The following is a 19872-nucleotide window of genomic DNA, read 5'->3' on the forward strand; positions in this document are numbered from 1 at the left end:
TGCGGCACGGTCGCGCCACAAAGCCAAATTATTATTCTATCCTAAGCCTTCGCCGGCCGTACGCTCTCAGAGGGATTTGCCGTCGCCGACGTGGCCGACGCGTCACCGGTGTCCGCCTTCTGCGGCTCCTCCTGAATGGGGATGATCACGGTGAACGTCAGTCCACCGCCCGTCGTTTCGGACGCGCAGATCAGACCGTGATGGGCCTTGACCGCCGACTGGGCGATGGCCATGCCAAGACCGGTGCCGCCCTTTTCGCGGGCGCGTGACGGATCGGCCGTATAGAACCGTTCAAAGATCATCTGCCGCGACTGGGGAGCCATGCCCGGACCGTGGTCGACCACCTGCATGACGGCGAACCGCTGGCCGGAACCGGTGGACGACGCCACCTGCACGGCCTGAATGAACTGGTCGAGCGAAGTGTCGGTGGACGGCATCTTGCCCAGATCGACGTGCGGCAGTGACGCGGTGAGCACGGACAGTCCCATTTCCACCGGAGAATCCTCCGGAGTGTACCGATGGATGTTGCCCACGATGTTCGTGATGACCTGACGCAGTCGCGCGGGATCGCCCTGAATCGTGATCGGTTCGAGCTTGCCCTCCTGGAATTCCAGACGTGCGGGTTCCGGCGCCTTGCCATCCGCGCTCATCAGCGGAGCATCGGTACCGACCACCGTTACGCCGCCAAGACGAATCGCGCGTTCGGGATCCAGTGCGTGCAGGTCCTCGGCGGAATCCGCCACGATGCCGTTGAGCTTGGCCTTCTGATTGAGGTCGATGCCACGCCCTTCGTCCATACGGGCCAGAGACAGCAGATCCTCGACCAGCGCCGCCATGCGCGTACTGGACTTCTCGATGCGATCGATCGATTCGTCGGCGCGTTCGAGCGCACCGGGATAGTCACGCTGCATCTTGTACAGTTCGGCGTATCCGTGAATAGCGGCAAGCGGCGTACGCAGCTCATGGCTGGCGTCGGAAACGAACCGCTTCATCTTATCGGTGGTTTCCCGCTGTTCGCGGAAGCTTTGCTCGATACGCGCCAGCATCTGGTTGAGCGATGCGGACAACGATCCGACCTCGGTGTTCTCCGGGGCGGACGGCACGCGCTGCGACAGATCGCCGTTGGCGATCTTGGCCGCCGTCTTCTCGATGCGTTTGAGCGGCAGCAGCGTACGATCGACGGCGATGGTGGCCATCACCGTGGCGAACACGATGGTGGCGATGCCCACCACGAGGAAGTATTTGGTGATGATGCCGAGCGTGTCCTGCATGTCGTGCAGCGACAATCCGATCAGCGCCACGCCGCGGACGACGTCCCCGCTGTCGGGATCCTTGACCGTATATTGCAGGGCGACCACACGCCATGGCGACATGGCCACCTTAAGGGATGAACGACTGACGGATCCCGATCCCACCTGCACCTGGGCGTCGGTGGTGAAGGGCTGGCCGAACTGGATGCCGTCAAGGCTGCCCGACGCCGGAAGCTTCGGTATGGAGACCACGCTGCCCTGCAGCTTCGGCACCAGCGGCGTGCTCTCGATGTTGTAGTCGGCGTCGCGGAACTGCACGAAGTACAGATTGCCGCTGATCGTGCTGTTGTTGTCGGCGTGCTGCAGCTGATCGATGTTGTTGATCACCAGACCGGCCTGATTGGTCAGCTGATTGTCGGTCTTGTCGACGATGTAGGCGCTGACCAGCTGCCGTACCGCGAACGCGATCACGCCCCCGGACACCAACAGCAGGACCAGAATGATCGACACCAGTTTGGTGGACAACGACACGGCGTCAAGGTGGCGCACGAGAGGGTTCTCATGGCGGGTCTTGCCGGCCTTCGCTCCCCTCTTGCCTGAAACGGCCACCGGATCACGCCCCCGGAGCGGACTTCGGGGAACGGATCATATAGCCGATGCCTCGCTTGGTCTGGATCAGCGGATCGACCTTGCGTTCGGTGCCGTCCTCGTCGGTGTACATCACACCGTCCACCTTCTTGCGCAGGTAGGAGATGTAGGATTCCACGATCGCCGCATCGCCGCCCCAGTCGTACTGCCACACGTGGTCGAGGATCTGCGCCTTGGAGAGCACGCGGCCCTCGTTGTCCATGAGGTAGCGCAGCAGCTTGTACTCGGTGGGGCTGAGTTCCACCACCTGACCGTGACGGGTCACGTCGTGGGAGTCCTCGTTGATCTCGAGATCGGCCACGCGGATGATCGGATCATCCTCGACCTGCTCGCGGGTGCGGCGCAGGATGGCGCGGATGCGAGCCACCACCTCTTCGAGACTGAACGGCTTGGTCACGTAATCGTCGCCGCCCACGGTGAGACCCATGACCTTGTCCTGGGTGTCGTCGCGTGCGGTGAGGAACAGCACCGGAGCGTCGATGCCTTCCTGACGGATACGACGGGTCACGGTGAATCCGTCGATGTCCGGGAGCATCACATCGAGCACGATCAGATCGGGGTCGGTCTTCTCGATCACCTCGATGGCTTCGGAACCGGAAGCCGCCGTGGCCACTTCGAAACCGGAGAAATGCAGGGACGCCACCAGCAGGTCGCGGATGGACGGTTCATCATCTACAACGACAATCGATGCCTCAATGGATTTGCTCATGCTTCCACCATGCCTTCACCCTCTGGATGTTTCCTGAATGTCGTCTGAATCATTAATTGGATTTACGGGGGCCATCGGCGGAATCATCGTCCGCGTCCTCGTCAGGATCGTCATCACCGTTGCCGTCATCACCGTTGCCGTCGGCCGCGTCGGCATCGCTCGTATTGCCGTCCTTTTCGACTCGTCCGGCGGTTTCCGACGAATCGTCGGTCTCCGACGAATTCGACGATGTATCCGTCGACGTATCCGGTTCCGTCGTGTCGCCGCCGCGCTTCGACCGACGGCGCTGCCTGCGGGCCAGCTGCTTCTCCGCACGGGACTGGGCGCGGGAATGCCCCTTCTTATGCAGTACGAAGAACACGCCCGCAGCGACGACCAATACCACCAGCGCCACGATGAAGATGACGACGCCTACATGGCTGGCGGCCGACGGCGTGGATGTGGTCTTGGCCGCCTTGATCTGATCGGTGAGCGCGATGGCCGACCCCGACCAGTCCGGAGTATCCCCCTCGGTCAGCGGCTTGAGCGCGGCCGACGACATCTCGCCGGCGGCATCCTGCAGCCACTTATCGGAATTCTTGGAGATGGCCACTACCAGATTGCCGTCCTCGGACGCCACGGCGAGCAGCACGGTATTGGGTTCGGGATTGGTGGAGTTGAGCACGTCGGTGGCCCATTCCTCGGGATCCTTGCCCTCGGCGAACTTGGGCAGGTACAGCAGTTTCACCGTTACGCCGGTCTCCTGCTTGGTGGAGTCGATGGCGTCGGTGACCTTGCCGAGATTGTCGCCAAGCAGGTTTTCGGTATCGGTGATGTTGTCGGTGACGGTCACCGCGCTCTGCGTGCCTTCGGAGCCGCTGCCGGACTGGTCCGTCGACTGGCTGGATTGATCGGTGGCGTCGTCGGCCCAGGTCAGGGGAGCCGGAGCCATCATGAGCGAACCGGTCATGGCGACCGTGGCGACCAGTGCGATGATCATACCGATCACGCCGCGCGGCGTCGTCCGTTCCATCCGTTCCGCTCCATCCCCGAGGGGGCTCCATTCGACCACATCGTTCGTAACCGTTGTCTCCAAATGCGTGCGTCTCATAATCTCCACTGTAACGGCTCGGCGTCACATCCGAACCGTGTCATTGCAACACCTCGTATCGAAAGGACAACTCATGCCCCAGTATCAAGTGGATTCGGAACAGATCCAGTCGTCATCCGCAGCGGTTTCCGCTTCGGTCACCCAGATCCGAGAAGCCGTGAACGGCATGTACGCCAATCTCAACCAGCTGCAAAGCGTCTGGCGCGGCGGTGCCGCCACCCAGTTCGCATCGGTCGCATCACAGTGGCGTGCGGCGCAGCAGCAGATGGAGGCCTCGCTGGAATCCATTCAGAACGCGCTCTCCCAGGCCTCGATGGTCTACTCCGACGCCGAATCCCAGGCATCCCGCCTCTTCGCCGGCTGATTTTCCCGACCTCACGCGAACTTTCCGCCATATTCCCGATATCACACGCAAAAAGGCTCCGACCCATATGGATCGGAGCCTTTTTGCTATGCGACTATCGCGCTGATCTCAGTGTTCCATTACCGGATCAGTAGCCCATGTCGGCGCCAGCGGCCGGAGCGGCTGCCGGCGGTTCCGGCTTGTTGGCCACCACGGCTTCGGTGGTGAGGAACAGGCCGGCGATGGAGGCGGCGTTCTGCAGAGCGGAACGGGTCACCTTGACCGGGTCGGTCACGCCAGCGGCCAGCAGGTCCTCGTAGGTGTTGGTGGCGGCGTTCAGGCCCTCGCCCTCGGGCAGGGAACGAACCTTGTCGATCACCACGTCGCCGGACAGGCCAGCGTTCTCGGCGATCTGCTTGATCGGGGCCTCGACGGCGCGGAAGACGATGGCGGCACCAGTGGCCTCGTCGCCTTCGAGCTTCACGTCGGCCTCGGCCTTCTTGGCAGCCTGGATCAGGGCCACGCCACCGCCGGGCAGCAGGCCTTCCTCGATGGCGGCCTTGGCGTTGCGCACGGCATCCTCGATGCGGTGCTTGCGCTCCTTGGCCTCCACCTCGGTGGCGGCGCCGACCTTGATGACGGCCACGCCGCCGGCCAGCTTGGCGAGACGCTCCTGCAGCTTCTCGCGATCGTAATCGGAATCGGTGGCCTCGATCTCGGAACGGATCTGGGCAACGCGAGCCTCGACGTCGGCCTTGTCACCGGCGCCGGACACGATGGTGGTCTCGTCCTTGGAAACGATGACCTTGGCGGCGGAACCGAGCACGGAGGCGTCGATGGAGTCGAGCTTGAGGCCGAGATCGTCGGAGACGACCTGGGCGCCGGTCAGGATGGCCATATCCTGCAGCATGGCCTTGCGGCGATCGCCGAAGCCCGGAGCCTTGACGGCGCAGGAGTTGAAGGTGCCACGGATCTTGTTGAGGATCAGGGTGGGCAGGGCCTCACCGTCGACGTCCTCGGCGATGATCAGCAGCGGCTTGCCGGACTTCATCACCAGATCGGCGATGTGGATGATGTCCTGCTGGCTGGAGACCTTGCCGGAGGTGAGCAGGATGTAGGGGTTCTCGAGAACCGCGGACTGCTCGTCGGCGTTGGTCACGAAGTACGGGGAAATGTAGCCCTTGTCGAAGCGCATGCCCTCGGTGAACTCGAGGTCCAGGCCGAAGCGGTTGTTGTCCTCGACGGTCACGACGCCGTCCTGGCCGACCTTGTCCAGGGCCTCGGCGATCTTCTCGCCGACCTCGGGATCGGCGGCGGAGATCGTGGCGGTGGCAGCGATCTGATCCTTGGTCTCCACGTCCTTGGCGGCGGCGACCAGTTCCTTGACGATGGCCTCGGTGGCCTTCTCGATGCCGCGACGCAGGGCGATCGGGTTGGAGCCGGCGACCACGTTCTTCAGACCCTCGTGGACCACGGACTGGGCCAGCACGGTGGCGGTGGTGGTGCCGTCGCCTGCGACGTCGTCGGTCTTCTTGGCGACTTCCTTGACCAGCTCGGCGCCGATGCGCTCGAACGGGTCATCAAGTTCGATTTCCTTGGCGATGGACACACCGTCGTTGGTGATGGTCGGAGCGCCGTAGGTCTTGTCGAGCACGACGTTGCGGCCCTTCGGTCCCAGCGTGACCTTCACGGTGTTGGCCAGCTTGTCGAGGCCGGCGAGCATGCCGGAGCGGGCTTCCTCATCGTAGGAGATGATCTTTGCCATGGTTGCTATCCCTCCAAATGGCTTGTATTACGTATTCACCCTCAGCGCGTGGATCAGATGGCCGTCAGCTGCCGTTATCACTCTCACGCCTCGAGTGCTAAAAGTGAGATTAGCACTCTCGGGCGAAGAGTGCCAACTATTCCCGTGGCGAATATGCGCGTGGCGTGAAAAACATGGCATCATCACGGGAATTTACGAGGACAACAGAGGGGAATCTCACGGCATTCGGGACAGTGAGCCGGGAAGTGAGCCAAGACAGCGTGATCAGAGAAGCGAAAACGATATGAAAAAGCCCCGGCGCGACAAAACCACACACGCGCCGGGGCCAGCCGGAGGACGGGGCGTCAGAGCTTGGTCACCGTAGTGGCCTGCATGCCCTTTGGTCCCCTTTCGGCTTCGAACTCGACCTTATCCCCTTCGTCCAGGGTTCGATAACCCTGGGCGTTGATGGCCGACCAATGGACGAAAACATCTTCACCGCCCCCTTCGGGAGTGATAAAGCCATACCCTTTGGCTGCGCTGAAGAACTTGACCGTACCCGTTGCCATAACAGCTTCCCTTTGTAGTTGTGATACCGTCCCACGCATGACAAACACAACAACATCATTGAGTCTGACGGTTCGTGCATCTCTTCTTGCACGATTCACACTATAGTAACCGAGACAACGTTTGTTAGCCATCACACCTCTCAATGTCAATGTTTTCGCCACGAGAGGAGCCCAAAACGTCGGGGACGCCACCTCCTTGTCACTGCATGAGCACGACGGCGATCTGCGTGTCGATGCTCTGCGACTGCACGATCTGGGAGATGCCCAGCTGTGCGGCCACGTCCTGTGCGGTGGCGAGGTCCGATTCGTCGCGATACCACACTGTGCTCGTCGAGGGCAATGTGCTGCGATTATTGGGGTTCTTGGCACTGACCGACGTATAGCCGGCATTGGTCAGCGTGGCCGCACGCTTGGATGCCAGACCGCTGGTGCTGGTGCCGTTGTAGACGATGACCGTGGAGGAATGATCCACCGTGGCCGCGGAGGACGCGCTCTCGCTGGGGGATTCGCTCGCGGTCGCGCTTTCGCTCGGCGACGCGGACTCGCTCGGCGTCTCCTCGCCCGCGGTCTCGCCGGACGTCTCGCTCGGCGACGCGGACTCGCTTTCGGTGGCGCTCGACGACGTGTCGGCGGACTTCGTGACGCTGGTCGATGCCGAGCTGGCTGACTTGGTTCCGGACAACAGATCGGTGCCGGACAGCCACATGAACACGCCCAGACCGCACAGGGCCGCAACGATGATCACGATCAGATACGGCAAGGCGCGCGCGCCGAAGCTTCGCGGACCACGGTGCAGACCGACCGGCCCCTGCCCGGGCTTGTCGAATTCGTCGGCCGGATAGACGTGTTGCTTGTCAGACATGGTCACTCCTCATACTTTTCCAACACATAAGAGTGTAGCCGCACGCCCATATGACCAATCGTATCGGCCCGCATCCGCCCCCCACCTATCATGGGAACCATGACGATCAAGAATCTCGACGAACTGGTGGAGGCCGGCTGGGCCAAGGCGCTCAAGGACGTGGAGCCCCAGGTGCATGTCATGGGCGATTTCCTGCGTGGCGAGCTGGCCCAGGGACGTCACTATCTGCCGGAGAGCCGCAACATCCTGCGCGCGTTCACCATTCCCTTCGACTCCATCAAGGTGCTGATCGTGGGTCAGGACCCCTACCCCACGCCCGGACATCCCGTGGGCCTGAGCTTCTCCGTGGCGCCGACGGTCAGCCCCATCCCCGGCAGTCTGCGCAATATCTACACCGAACTCATGGACGACATGCATGTTCCGGCCCCCGCGAACGGCGATCTGACCCCGTGGACGCAGCGCGGCGTGATGCTGCTCAACAGGTGTCTGACCGTACAGGTGGGCAAGCCCGCAAGCCATAGGGGCAAGGGCTGGGAGGCCATCACCGACGCCGCCATCACCGCCCTTGATTCACGCGTCGACGAGAACGGCAACCCCAAACCTCTGGTCGCCATCCTGTGGGGGCGTCAGGCACAGACGCTCGAGCCGTTGCTCAAGCATGCGACGATCATCAAGTCCCCGCACCCCAGCCCGCTGTCTGCACGCTACGGATTCTTTGGATCCAAGCCGTTTTCCAAGGCCAACGCGGCGCTGAAGGCCATGGGCGCGGAACCCGTGGACTGGTCATTGCCCTCGGCGTGAAAGTCGTTTGACCCGCTACAGTGGAGGATATGGCTTTATTCCCACCCCGACCTTCACATCAGCATGCGGCCGATATGCCGCTGCCTCCCACGAGCATTCCCGCACCCGTCGCGGCATCCGCCAGCGCAACCGTCACTCGTGACGACCTGGCCCGTGTCCACGATCTGGCCGATCGCGTCCGTCAGCATTTCGCCCAGGGCCTGGTCGCCCAGACCAAGCTGCGCGAATCGCTGATCACCACGCTCGTCGCCGGCGGCCATATCCTTATCGAATCCGTCCCCGGTCTCGCCAAGACCACGGCGGCGCAGATTTTGGCCACGTCGGTCTCCGGTTCGTTCAAGCGCATCCAGTGCACGCCGGATCTCATGCCGTCCGATCTGGTGGGCACGCAGATCTTCGATTTCGCCACGCAGAAGATGAGTACGCAGATCGGTCCGATCCATGCGAACTTCGTGCTGCTCGACGAGATCAACCGTTCCTCGGCCAAGACCCAGTCGGCCATGCTCGAGGCCATGGCCGAAGGCGCCACCACCATCGGCGGCGAGCGCATCGCGCTGCCCAAGCCGTTCATGGTGATCGCCACGCAGAACCCCATCGAGGAGGAGGGCACGTACAATCTGCCCGAAGCGCAGATGGACCGTTTCTTCATGAAGACGGTGATGACGTATCCCACCGAGGCCGACGAGGTCTCCATGCTCGAACTGCTTACCCGTCGCGGCACCGATCAGCAGGCGATGTCGGTCAGCCCCACGGCGATCACCATCGCCGATGTGGAGTTCCTGCGCGCCAGCGCCCGCAAGGTGCATGTGTCGCAGCCGATCATGAAGTATGCCGTCGAGCTTGCGCAGACCAGCCGCGGTGCGGGTCCCCGTCCGATCAAGGGTCTGTCGAATCTGGTGCGTCTGGGAGCCAGCCCCCGTGCCTCGATCGCGCTGGTGCGCATCGGTCAGGCGAACGCGCTGCTGGCCGGCCGCGACTATGTGATTCCGGAGGATATCAAGACGTTTGCGCACGAGGTGTTCCGTCATCGTATTCTGCTGACGTTCGAGGCGCTGGCGGAGAACGTGAACGCCGATCAGGTCATTGATTCGATGATCGAGGCGGTTCCCGTACCATGATCGTGCCGGACAGATCCGCCGATCCGGTCCGCCGGCGCATCGAGTCCCTGGGCACGCGACTCAGTCTGCCTACGGTGTTCCGGGCGCTGGGCGTGCTGGAGGGCGAGCACCCGTCGGCGCGCCGCGGGGCGGGATACGACTATCTCGATATTCGGCCGTATCAGCCCGGCGAGGAGGCTCGTCTGATCGATTGGAAGGCGAGCGCCCGCGCGGCCCGTCCGATGATCGTGGACAAGGAGCGCGAGAGCAACGGCAACGTATGGCTGTTGCTCGACGTGGGCCGTGAGATGTGCGGCCGTACGCCGAGCGGCGAACGGGCCATTGACGTGGCGGCCAACGCGTTGCGCATGTTCGCCGTGCTGTCGTTGCGCCGCAGTGACGATCTGTCGATCGTGCTGGGTGATTCGCAGAGTATTCGTCGCGTGCCGTTCAATGGCGGATTCGCCAAGTTCGAGCATGTGTTCGACGGACTGTTGCGTCGTCGTATGGATCGGCCACGTGACGTGGATGCGCTGATCGATTATGCGGGCAAGATCCGCAATCGGTATTCGATGGTGGTGATCGCCACGGACGAGACCGCGTGGACCGAAGAGCAGGCCCATGCGCTGCGTCTGGTGGCGCAGACGCATCCGCTGGTGGTGGTCAGTGTGGCCGCGCTGAACCCGTTCCTGGCTACGGAACGGTTCGATCGCATCGTGGATGCCCGCGACGGTCGTGCCGTGCCCGCGTTTCTGCGTACGCCCACCATGGCGAAGGATGTGGCCACGCATCGCGAGTTCGCGGCGACGGCGTTGAGCCGTGAGCTGGCCCGTACCGGTTCCACCATGGTTCGCGGCGGATCGAGCGAGGCGATGTTCAACGAATTCATCACGTTGGTGTCCACGACGCTGGCGAAAAGCGGATTCCCGCGCGCCGATGTGCGCGCTCCGCAGGCGACTGGGGGTGTGGCGTGATCGTGATCATGGCCGCCAAGAAATTCACACCGTTGGCGTTGACCGATGTCACGCCGTATGTGGCGGCGATGCTGGTGCTGCTCGTCATCGCCGTGGCGTTGGTGATACTGACGGTGGTGGTGTCTCGACCTCGTCGTCGCACGACGACGGTGGCCGGTGCGCATCGTTCCGCGTCGGACAAGGGCGAGTGGCTTGCCGAGATCGAGGATGTGCAGTTTCGTTTCCGTGCCGGCGAGATCGGTGCGGATGATGCGTTCAGCGAGCTGGCGGGCATCGCCCGTCGATTCGCGTCCGACCGTCTGGGCCGTGATGTGACCAACCACACGCTGGCCGAGCTGCATGCCGTTCCTCGTTCGCGCAGCAATGGCAAAGGACTTGATTTGCTCAAACAGACGATATCCGCGTTGTATCCGCCGGAGTTCGCTGATGCGGCCACGCAGGCGCATGCCGGTGAGACCTCGGTGGACGAGGCCGCCGGATGGGTGTCGAATCTGGTGGAAAGGTGGCGTTCCTGATGTCGTCGCTGCTTACCTTCCGCTGGCCGTGGGCGCTGGCGTCGATCGCCGTGCTGGCGTTTCTTGCCTGGCGTTGGTCCACGCGCCGCGACCGGAAACCGGATGCCGTGCGCGCGATCGTCGAGCATCCCGACACCGCGGCGGTGTGGAATCTGGATCGCGATCTCGACACCGAGCATACGTCGGCCCGATGGCGTCTGTGGAAGACGATCAACCGTCTGGCCGCCGCGCTGCTCGCGCTGACGCTGCTCATGGCCATCGTGCTTGTGGCAAGACCGTCCAAGGTCGATACCGAGTCGAGCGCCGGCTCGTCGCGTGACATCATTCTGTGTCTGGATGTTTCGGGTTCCACTCTGCCCTATGATCGTCAGGTCATCGCCACGTATCTGGACCTGATTCAGCATTTCCAGGGTGAGCGCATCGGCCTGAGCATCTTCAATTCCACGTCGCGTACGGTGTTCCCGCTCACCGACGACTATGATCTGGTCGAGCGCCAGCTCTCGTACGCCAATACCATTCTCAAGGGCGTGGTCGATCAGGACAGCATCGACAAGATGAGCGATAAGCAGTATCAGCAGGTGTCCGACTGGCTGGACGGCACGCAGAACCGCAAGGACGTGACCTCGCTGATCGGCGACGGTCTGATCAGCTGTGCGGCCATGCTGCCCGAATTCTCCACGTCGGGCGATGCCGCGGTCAAGGCGTCGGCCAGAAACCGTAGCGCATCGATCGTGCTGGCCACCGATAACGTGCTGTCGGGCACGCCGGTCTATCAGCTCGATCAGGCGCTCGATCTGACCGAGAAGTCGTCGATCGTGGTCGATGGCCTGTATTCGGGCCCCACCCAGTCGGAGAACGATCAGACGACCACCGATATGAAGACGCAGATCGAGGCCCATAACGGCATCTTCCTCACGCAGGGATCCGGTTCGTCCGTGGACGCGCTGGTCCGCAGGATCGAACGACAGCGTGAAACCGACAACGAAAACCGCAACCAGTCGAATCTGGTGGATGCCCCGCAGTATTGGGTGCCCGTGGCGCTGATCCTGTTCGCCGCGTTCGTGATCACGGCCGGGAGGTTGAGACGATGAACGTACAGAACGGTTTAAATGCGTTCAAGGGTCTGACATTGGACCCGATGTTCGGGTGGATCGTCTCCCCCATACTGGCCGTGGCCGTCGTGGTGCTGACCGTGGTGATGGCCGTACGCTCGCATCGGCAGCGCCCCTATACGGATGCCACCACGGTGGATTGGGTCCGCCGCGTTCTGGCGTCCGTGATGCTGGCGGTCATGCTGCTGACCCCGAGCACGACGCTGAAGACGGAAAGCCGTGCGGTGAACGCCACCGACGTGTTCATCGCCGTCGACGTGACCGGTTCGATGGGTGTCGCCGATGCGCAGTACGGGTCCGACGAGACGATGAGTCGCATCGATGCCGCCCAGCAGGCGGTCGACGGCATCGTCAAGCTGTACCCCGACGCCAGTTTCGCCGCGATCTCGTTCGGCGCCTCGGGCACGCTCGAAGTGCCGCTCACCCCCGATTCGCGGGCCATTGAGAACTGGGCCAGCACGTTGACGCTGGAGCCCACGTCGGCATCGTCCGGATCCAATCTGGACAAGGCCGTGGACCCGCTGCTGCTGGCCACCAAGAACACCCGCAACCAGCATCCCGACGACACGATCATCGTGTACTACATCTCCGACGGCGAGCAGACCAGCAACAAATCGCGGCGCACGTTCTCCTCGCTAAGGGCCTATGTGAACGGCGCGCAGACCGTTGGCGTGGGCTCCGCCGACGGCGGCCAGATCCCGCAGATCGCCGACGACGGCACGATGTCGACCGACCAGTTCGTCACCGACCCGTCCACCGGACAGCCCGGCATCTCCAAACTCGACGAAAAGACCCTCAAGGCCATCGCCGACGAGATGAGCGGATCCTACGTGCATGTGGACGCCGGCCGGACCATCGACGAACGCGACGTGCAGCAGACGTCATCCGATTGGCGCATGCAAAGCACGTACAAGCAGCGCGAACATAGCGTGCCGGCGATCTGGCCGTTCGCAATCGTATTCGCCGTACTGCTGCTCTGGGAGGCCGTGGCATGGATGCGCACGTCAAGGAGGCTGCTATGAGCAGGGCAACACATAGGTCGCACAAGGCGTCGCGGCAGCCACGTCCGCCACGGCACGACCGGCAGTCGATCGCTTCGGTTCCGGTACGCATCGCCATAGTGGCGCTGGCCGTAGTCGCCGTGTTCGCCGCGGGGATCATGGCGGCGAACTGGTCCGCGTTGGCCACGAACAACACCGCGGTCAACGGACTGAACGCCACGATCAGTGCCTACAACAAGGATTCGCCGGATCTGGAGAAACTACGGACCGCGCAATTGCAGACCGATGCCCAGTTCTCCGACGCGCAACGGCTCACCGTGCTGCAGCTGCCCCAGGTGCGCGCCACGATCGCCGCAAACGCCGCGGAATCGGCCAGGCTGACCAAGCAGATCGAGTCGGATCTCAAGTCCGAGAAAAACGGATCCGATTCGGCGCAGACCGCCAACGGGCAGCAGGGAGAGTCCTCGAACAATTCCGGGGACTCGTCGGACACGGACAAGGTCAACAAACTGCTGGAACAGAACAAGCAGAAGATCGATCTGAAGAACGTGCCCGACACGTCGTCCGAGACCGCCGGGTCCGACGACAACGCCTCGGCCAAGCCGTGGTAATGCATGACCGCCCGATCCGGTCATGACGTATGCGGGCGGGGGCTCCATTCGACCACATCGAAACGGAACCCTACCGCCCGCATGCCGCGACGTGATTGAATCGCGGCATGACTACGCTTGATCAATACACTGTATCCAACACGTTCGAAGCCATCGGCCGAACGGGTGACACTCTCTCCAACGCGGTTTCGGGACTGGACTTCTACAACGGATGCCCCTGCCCGACCGTGCTCCGCGAATCGCAGAATCTGATAGCCTCCCTGTGCACGTCCCATGCCAATGCCATCAAGGACATGGAGGACGTGTTGTCCCAGGCGAAGGCACTCATCTGGGAAGGCAAGGCGGGAGAAGCCTTCCACACCGATGTGGATGGCGCCATCGTCATTGCCCAGACCGCCGGCAATGGGGCCACGACCACCGCACGATTCATCGAAAGCCCCGAGGCCCTGCTATGAACGCGCGAGTCGAATCCCATGTCTACGGCGGTCAGGGAACCGCCACCCATGCCAATCTCGACCAGTTCGGCACCGTGGCCACGCTGCTCAACGACGCCGCCGACTACGTGGCGCGAACCGGTGCCAACTGGAAAACCATCAATCTCGAACTGGGGACCATTCGAGCCAAGGCACCGCTCTGCCCCAAACTGTTTGGCAAGCTCCTCACCGCGTCAATGGGCATGGCCAACACCAGCGACTCCGACACGACCGTTCATGTGTCGTTGAACTACCAACTGGTATTGCAGCACGCCAATGAGCGCGCCGAAGAAGCGGAGATGCTTATGAAAAAGGCACAGACCATGGCCGAGCAGCTCACCGATGCGTATTCGCTGTACTCCGAGGCCGACGAAACCGCCAGAGGCCTGTTCAATGAGAAAATCAAGAATTTCGCACTTGAACATCCAAGATTGGCGGGTGGCGGACTGGCGCTGCTCATGGCCGGCAGCACGGTGATCGGATCCATTCTTGATGGTAAGCCCAACCTCTGGTATCTGGCCACCGGAAGCTCTCCCCTGCACGAGGGCATCCTATCCGCCTTGGGACAGAAGATCGCCGGCGGCAAAGACAAGAAGAAAACGGTCAGAGATCACATGGTGCCCGATGACGGAACGGGAATCAGAGACCATATGATCCCTGATGACGGAACGTTGCCTCATCTTCCGAATTCCGCCAGCGGTGCTTCTTCCGGCATAATCAACGACGCGGCCGGCCGGATAGCCGACAGGTCGGCTCCATTCACCAATGCTCTGCACGGTGACAAACTCACCGTCTCGCAGATTCATCCGAAGAAGGGCATCGGCAAGACGACATCGATCGAGGACACGCTCGTCAACGTGCATGATATGCGTCTCAATGATGTAGAAGTGGGCTCCATTGCGATTCAGAAGTATCGTCGTGATGACGGCAGCACCGCATGGATGGTGACGATTCCCGGCACAGACGGGAAAACCTACTCCCCGTTCAGTTGGCCCGTCAACATAGAGCTTATGAGCTCGGATGAGCAGGAACGCATGGCCGCCGATAGTGCCCGCATGGTAGATGAGGCCATGCGGCAGGCAGGCGTACAGCCTGGCGATCCGGTGGCGATGGTCGGCCACTCGCAGGGCGGCATTGTGGCCGCCGTCATGGCCTCGGACTTCACCGATAAGTACAACATTCAGCACATCGTTACGGCGGGCTCGCCTGTGGCGAACCATCCGATCAAGGAGGGCATCGCCGTGACCAGCATCGAAATGAACGATGAGTTGGTGTCGGCCCTCGACGGAGCTCCCAATCCCAGCAATCCGGACTGGCTGACCATCCGAGGTACCAGCCAATCACGATTCTCAACCAACGGCACCGAAGTGGAAGGCAGCGGCAACGACAAGTCCATCACTCACGGCATGGAATACATGAAAGCCGCCTATCAGGATGCCAAAGCCGAGGGAGGACCGGCACTATACGGCCATGAACAGCACTTCCGGCAGGTCATCAACGGCGAACTGCAGGAAACGACCTACTGGCGTGGACGTATGTCGTATAAATGATCATCATTGATCATCGGGCTGTTCAGGGTACGGCTTCACGTATTGTGGTGTGCATGAATCTGACTGATATCTCCCCCGCAATCGCATTGAGCCCCCTGGACGGCCGTTATCATAAGCAGACCGCGGCCCTGACCGAATACATGAGCGAACCCGCACTGAACCGCGAGCGCATGCGCGTCGAGGTCGAATGGATGATCCTGCTGGCCAACGGCATGGGCAACGGCCCGATCGTGGGCGGCGTCAAGCCCTTCACCGACGCCGAGATCGAGTACCTGCGCGCCATTCCGGAGCAGTTCGGCGCCGAGGGCATCAAGCAGCTGGCCGCCCATGAGGCCATCACCCACCACGACGTGAAGGCCGTGGAATATTACATCGACGACTATCTAGACAAGGCCGCCGAAACGCTGGGCGAGGACACCGAGCTGTCCCGTCTCAAGCCGCTGGTGCACTTCGCCTGCACGTCCGAGGACATCAACAACCTCTCCTACGCGCGTTGCATCAAGAACGCCGTGGAGAACGTGTGGTTCCCGGCCGCAGAGAAGATCGTGTACCACCTGGCAGAGAAGGCTGACGCCTACAAGGACAAGGCCCTGCTGTCCCTGACGCACGGCCAGCCCGCCACCCCCACCACGCTGGGCAAGGAGCTTTCGGTGTACGTGTACCGTCTGCGCCGCCAGCTCAACCGCATCGCCGACCAGGAGTACCTGGGCAAGATCAACGGCGCCACCGGCACGTTCGGCGCGCATCTGGCCGCCTACCCGGACGTGGACTGGGTGGCCGTCTCCCGCGAGTTCGTGGAGACCCGCATGGGCCTGACCTGGAACCCGCTGACCACGCAGATCGAAAGCCACGACTGGCAGGCCGAACTGTACGGCGCGATCAGCCACACGAACCGCATCCTGCACAACCTGGCCGTGGACGTGTGGATGTACATCTCGCGCGGCGTGTTCGCCCAGGTGCCGGTGAAGGGTGCCACCGGCTCCTCCACCATGCCGCACAAGGTGAACCCGATTCGTTTCGAGAACGCCGAGGCGAACCTGGAGATCTCCTGCTCGCTGCTCGACACGCTTGCCGCCACGCTGACGGAAAGCCGCTGGCAGCGCGATCTTACCGATTCCACCACGCAGCGCAACATCGGTTCCGCGCTGGGCTACAGCCTGCTGGCGCTGAACAACCTGATGGGCGGCCTCGAGTCCATCCACCCGAACGACGCGGTGATCTCCCGCGAGCTTGACGAGAACTGGGAGGTGCTGGGCGAGCCGATCCAGACCGCCATGCGCGCCGCCGCGCTCGAGGGCCGCAAGGGCATGGACAAGCCGTACGAGAAGGTCAAGGAGCTCATGCGCGGCCATTCCATCTCCAAGGAGGACGTGGAGAACTTCATCGCCACGCTCGACTTCGACGAGGAGACCGCCAAGCGTCTGAGCGCGCTGACCCCGGCCACCTACACGGGAATCGCCAGCCGACTTGTCGACTTCGACTGATCCCCGCCGCTCCGTCGGCGACGCCGCCACTCCGGCATCCGCATCCTCGCCCGCTTCGGGACAGGATGCGCCTGTGGAGGGCGGCGTCTCCATTTCCGACACTCCCCCGAAGCGTGTCCACGACTTCTCCGATCTGGTCAGCGCGGCCATGGCAGTGATCGCGGCCGTGATCATCATGCTGGCCTCGGTGTATCTGCGTGGCATCTCCACGGGCGTGGAGGCCGATGTACATCATGCCGGTCTACTGTTCGGATGGCTGGTGGAGCTGCCGCTGTCGCTGCTGCAGCAGCTGGTGACGGTACTCATCGTGGTGGCCGTACTTGGCCAGCTGATCATCGGACGGGAATGGGTGCAGTCGATCACCGCCACGGTGTCGATGTTTCTCGGGTTCGCCGTGGCCGGCGCCGCCAGTTGGGCGATCGGTCGGTTCGGTTCCACCGTGCTGGTGACGGCGTTGGATTCCAGCGCCGTGATCGGAGGCCCGCTGCTGCCGGACGTCTTCGCCGGCCTGGCGGCGTTCCTTACCGCGGCCGGGCCTCACCGGGTGCGGGGCAGCGTCAAATGGGGGTGGAACACCCTGATCGCCATCGCCGCCCTGTTCATGGTCATTTCCGTGGACCCCATCGCCGGCGTGGCCGTGGCGTTCGCCATCGGACGTCTGATCGGTCTGCTCAGCCGGTTCGTGCTCGGCACGCAGAACAAGGGCGTGTGGGGCCGGCAGATGGTGACCGCGCTGACGGGAGTCGGTCTTGACGTGGCGGAGCTGAGGCGCCGTGACTCCGGTCTTGCGGAGATCGGCCGACCGTCGCTCGCCGACGATCTGTCGCCATTCTCGCGCATCTACGATGTACGTACCCGTGACGGCGAGGCGTATATCGCCTCGGTCTGTGACGAGCAGACCCGTACGGTCGGCTATCTCTCACAGTTGTGGCTGTGGCTGAAGATGGCGTCCGGCGTGGATCTGCGCCGCGACCGTTCGATGTCGGAGGCGACGCATCATCATGTCGACCTGCTGCTGACGTTGAACAACATCGGGTTGGAGACACCGCACGTGTATGCGCGCACGGAGAGCGGCGAATCGTCGATCATGGTGTTCCATGCCGATCCGACCTTCACGCCCTGCGATTGGAACACCGTGCAGGACGATGATCTGGTGGCGGCGATGGATTATCTGGGCGAGGCGAACCGTCGTGGCGTCACGCACCGCAACATCACGCCCGAGTCCTTTGTCAGGAGCGGCACCGGACGTCTGGTGCTGGCCGGTTGGCTCAACGGCGACGACGCCAGCTCCCCCGCGAACGTGGCCATCGATCGTGTGCAGCTGCTTGCCGCCCTGTCCTGCCGTGTCGGCCTTGGCCGTATCATCCGCTGCGCCGAACGCAGTTGGGGTCGCCCGGCGCTGGTCGGACTGGTGCCGTTCGTGCAGAACGTGGCCGTGGCGCGTGATACGCGGACGGATGAGTTCTGGAGCCGAGAGACGATCAAGGCGCTACGCCGTTCACTCGGCGAATTGTCGCCGGACGAGGAAAGCGGCGCCATCGAATCGGTGACACTGTCGCGCTTCAACGTGAAGTCGTTCGTCACGCTGGTGCTGTTGATCGTGGCGGCCGTGGTGGTGTTCACCCAGCTCAAGCCGCAGGACTTCCTCGACGCCGTGTCGCAGGCCAATCCGTGGATGGCGGCGCTGAGCTTCCTGTTCGGCGTGGCCAGCTGGGCCGGTTCGGCGCTGGCGCTTGGCGCGTTCATCGACCGCGATCGTCGCTCCACCGTGGGCATTCTGGCATCGCAGGCGGCCGGCAGCTTCACCACGGTCTCCATGCCCGCCGGCGTGGGACCGGCGTTCGTGAATCTGCAGTACCTGCGCAGGCTCGGCTATCGCAACGCCACGGCAACGGCGATCATGAGCGCCGTACTGGCCGTGCAGGCGATCACCATCGTGGGGCTATTGGTCGTCATCGGCGTCTTCACCGGACGCAATACGTTGTCGGGCATGATCCCCACGAATACGCTGGTCATCGCCATCGGCCTGCTGGCGTTCGTGGTGTCGGCGGCCATGATCGTGCCGTTCACGCGGCGTCTGGTCATCGACCGTCTGGTGCCGATCGTGCTGTCGTACGCCCGTCAGCTGGTGGAACTGCTCTCGCAGCCTCGCAAGCTGGCCGCCGCCATATGCGGATGGCTGTTGCAGAACCTGCTGCTCGGACTGAGCTTCTGGGCGGCGCTTATGGCGCTCGGACATTCCGCGAATCCGTTGGAGATCACGTTCATCTACGTGCTGACGAATACGTTGGCGTCGGCGGTGCCCACGCCCGGTGGCCTCGGTGCCATCGAAGCGGCGCTGACGCTTGGCTTCACCTCGGTGGGCGTTCCCTATGCGGTGGCGTTCTCCGCGACGCTGCTGTTCCGTCTGCTCACCTATTGGCTGCGTATTCCGATCGGCGCGGCGGCCATGAAGTGGATGAACGCCCACAGTCTGCTCTGAATTCGCCCTTGCCACGCCGGCGTCACCCACTCCGTCCGTATTCGGTGATCGTTTGGGGGAATTGTTTGGCGAAAAGGGCGTTATTTTGCCGATTAATGCGGATTTTACCGATTCGATACGTTACAATCGGTTGTGGTCCAAGGGATTCCCGTCTTAAGAAGGGGCTCCCACGTCATAGAAGGAAATGTGGATTATGGCATACAACAAGTCTGACCTGGTGTCCAAGATCGCTCAGAAGTCCAATCTGACCAAGGCCCAGTCCGAAGCCGCCGTGAACGCCTTCCAGGAAGTGCTCGTCGAGTCCCTGAAGTCCGGCGAAGGCCTCAAGCTCACCGGCGTGTTCTCCGCCGAGCGCGTCAAGCGCGCCGCCCGCACGGGTCGCAACCCGCGCACCGGCGAGACCATCAAGATCCCCGCAGGCTACGGCGTGAAGCTGTCCGCCGGCTCCCTGCTGAAGAAGGCCGTCGCCGAGTGATCTGACGCCATACGGCGCATGACCGTTTCGGAAGGCGAACCGCACTATCCGAAGGTCGACTCGTAAAGACTTGTGAAACCCC

19 protein-coding genes are annotated in these 19872 nt (G+C 62.7%); 13 read left to right on the forward strand and 6 right to left on the reverse strand.

From position 1 onward, the window contains the following. Positions 1–41 precede the first annotated feature (41 nt). From D2E23_RS02705 to D2E23_RS02715, 3 genes are read right to left on the reverse strand one after another with little or no spacing between them, the layout of a single operon-like run. Positions 42–1859 carry a sensor histidine kinase gene (locus tag D2E23_RS02705; protein ID WP_206431980.1) on the reverse strand — a complete coding sequence of 606 codons (1818 nt, stop codon included), beginning with the start codon at positions 1857–1859 and terminating at the stop codon, positions 42–44. A gap of 4 nt (positions 1860–1863) precedes the next feature. Next, positions 1864–2607, reverse strand: coding sequence for a response regulator transcription factor (locus D2E23_RS02710; RefSeq protein WP_093959411.1), 744 nt, complete (start codon positions 2605–2607; stop codon positions 1864–1866). A 52-nt stretch (positions 2608–2659) separates the two neighbouring features. Continuing rightward, positions 2660–3619 (reverse strand): TPM domain-containing protein, encoded by a 960-nt coding sequence (locus D2E23_RS02715; RefSeq protein WP_206431981.1) that lies wholly within the window; start codon positions 3617–3619, stop codon positions 2660–2662. Positions 3620–3770: 151 nt separating this feature from the next. Between D2E23_RS02715 and D2E23_RS02720 the strand changes: the two genes are divergently transcribed. Continuing rightward, on the forward strand, positions 3771–4061 hold the full coding sequence (locus D2E23_RS02720) for a WXG100 family type VII secretion target (RefSeq protein WP_126029464.1): 291 nt from the start codon (positions 3771–3773) through the stop codon (positions 4059–4061). A 127-nt stretch (positions 4062–4188) separates the two neighbouring features. Here the strand turns inward: D2E23_RS02720 and groL are convergent, their stop codons facing one another. The 3 genes from groL to D2E23_RS02735 all read right to left on the reverse strand — a co-directional run bounded on the left by groL (position 4189) and on the right by D2E23_RS02735 (position 7215). Then, a complete protein-coding gene (gene groL / locus D2E23_RS02725) occupies positions 4189–5805 on the reverse strand; it encodes a chaperonin GroEL (RefSeq protein WP_093959413.1) in 1617 nt (538 codons plus the stop codon). 344 nt (positions 5806–6149) lie between these two features. Continuing rightward, on the reverse strand, positions 6150–6353 hold the full coding sequence (locus tag D2E23_RS02730) for a cold-shock protein (RefSeq protein WP_093959414.1): 204 nt from the start codon (positions 6351–6353) through the stop codon (positions 6150–6152). A 199-nt stretch (positions 6354–6552) separates the two neighbouring features. After that, complete coding sequence (locus D2E23_RS02735) at positions 6553–7215, reverse strand: LytR C-terminal domain-containing protein (RefSeq protein ID WP_126029465.1); 663 nt, start codon at positions 7213–7215, stop codon at positions 6553–6555. Positions 7216–7314: 99 nt separating this feature from the next. On the opposite strand from D2E23_RS02735, the gene D2E23_RS02740 reads away from it, so the two are divergent. From D2E23_RS02740 to D2E23_RS02790, 12 genes are all read left to right on the forward strand, one after another. Further along, positions 7315–8016 (forward strand): uracil-DNA glycosylase, encoded by a 702-nt coding sequence (locus D2E23_RS02740; protein WP_126029466.1) that lies wholly within the window; start codon positions 7315–7317, stop codon positions 8014–8016. 29 nt (positions 8017–8045) lie between these two features. Beyond that, positions 8046–9134 (forward strand): AAA family ATPase, encoded by a 1089-nt coding sequence (locus D2E23_RS02745; protein WP_126029467.1) that lies wholly within the window; start codon positions 8046–8048, stop codon positions 9132–9134. Beyond that, positions 9131–10087 (forward strand): DUF58 domain-containing protein, encoded by a 957-nt coding sequence (locus D2E23_RS02750; protein ID WP_126029468.1) that lies wholly within the window; start codon positions 9131–9133, stop codon positions 10085–10087. Before D2E23_RS02745 ends, D2E23_RS02750 begins: the two co-directional genes overlap by 4 nt. Further along, entirely contained in the window at positions 10084–10602 is a 519-nt protein-coding gene (locus tag D2E23_RS02755) for a hypothetical protein (RefSeq protein WP_126029470.1), read from the forward strand. The genes D2E23_RS02750 and D2E23_RS02755 overlap by 4 nt, the downstream gene beginning before the upstream one ends. Then, the gene (locus tag D2E23_RS02760) at positions 10602–11693 is read left to right on the forward strand and encodes a vWA domain-containing protein (RefSeq protein ID WP_126029472.1); all 1092 of its coding nucleotides are present in this window, start codon (positions 10602–10604) and stop codon (positions 11691–11693) included. Before D2E23_RS02755 ends, D2E23_RS02760 begins: the two co-directional genes overlap by 1 nt. Beyond that, a complete protein-coding gene (locus D2E23_RS02765; protein ID WP_164520641.1) occupies positions 11690–12736 on the forward strand; it encodes a vWA domain-containing protein in 1047 nt (348 codons plus the stop codon). The genes D2E23_RS02760 and D2E23_RS02765 overlap by 4 nt, the downstream gene beginning before the upstream one ends. Further along, positions 12733–13326: a DUF6466 family protein gene (locus D2E23_RS02770; RefSeq protein WP_126029474.1), complete on the forward strand. Its 594-nt coding sequence runs from the start codon at positions 12733–12735 to the stop codon at positions 13324–13326. The genes D2E23_RS02765 and D2E23_RS02770 overlap by 4 nt, the downstream gene beginning before the upstream one ends. A gap of 107 nt (positions 13327–13433) precedes the next feature. After that, positions 13434–13781, forward strand: a complete 348-nt coding sequence (locus D2E23_RS11555; protein ID WP_164520642.1) for a hypothetical protein — start codon at positions 13434–13436, stop codon at positions 13779–13781. A 74-nt stretch (positions 13782–13855) separates the two neighbouring features. After that, the gene (locus D2E23_RS02775) at positions 13856–15349 is read left to right on the forward strand and encodes an esterase/lipase family protein (protein ID WP_164520643.1); all 1494 of its coding nucleotides are present in this window, start codon (positions 13856–13858) and stop codon (positions 15347–15349) included. A gap of 53 nt (positions 15350–15402) precedes the next feature. Beyond that, positions 15403–16833, forward strand: coding sequence for an adenylosuccinate lyase (purB, locus tag D2E23_RS02780; protein WP_126029477.1), 1431 nt, complete (start codon positions 15403–15405; stop codon positions 16831–16833). A 148-nt stretch (positions 16834–16981) separates the two neighbouring features. Next, positions 16982–19315 (forward strand): lysylphosphatidylglycerol synthase transmembrane domain-containing protein, encoded by a 2334-nt coding sequence (locus D2E23_RS02785; protein ID WP_126029614.1) that lies wholly within the window; start codon positions 16982–16984, stop codon positions 19313–19315. A 193-nt stretch (positions 19316–19508) separates the two neighbouring features. Continuing rightward, positions 19509–19790 carry an HU family DNA-binding protein gene (locus D2E23_RS02790; RefSeq protein ID WP_093959424.1) on the forward strand — a complete coding sequence of 94 codons (282 nt, stop codon included), beginning with the start codon at positions 19509–19511 and terminating at the stop codon, positions 19788–19790. The last annotated feature ends 82 nt before the right edge of the window (positions 19791–19872 follow it).

This window comes from Bifidobacterium callimiconis, from assembly GCF_003952005.1.
Lineage (GTDB): Bacteria > Actinomycetota > Actinomycetes > Actinomycetales > Bifidobacteriaceae > Galliscardovia > Galliscardovia callimiconis.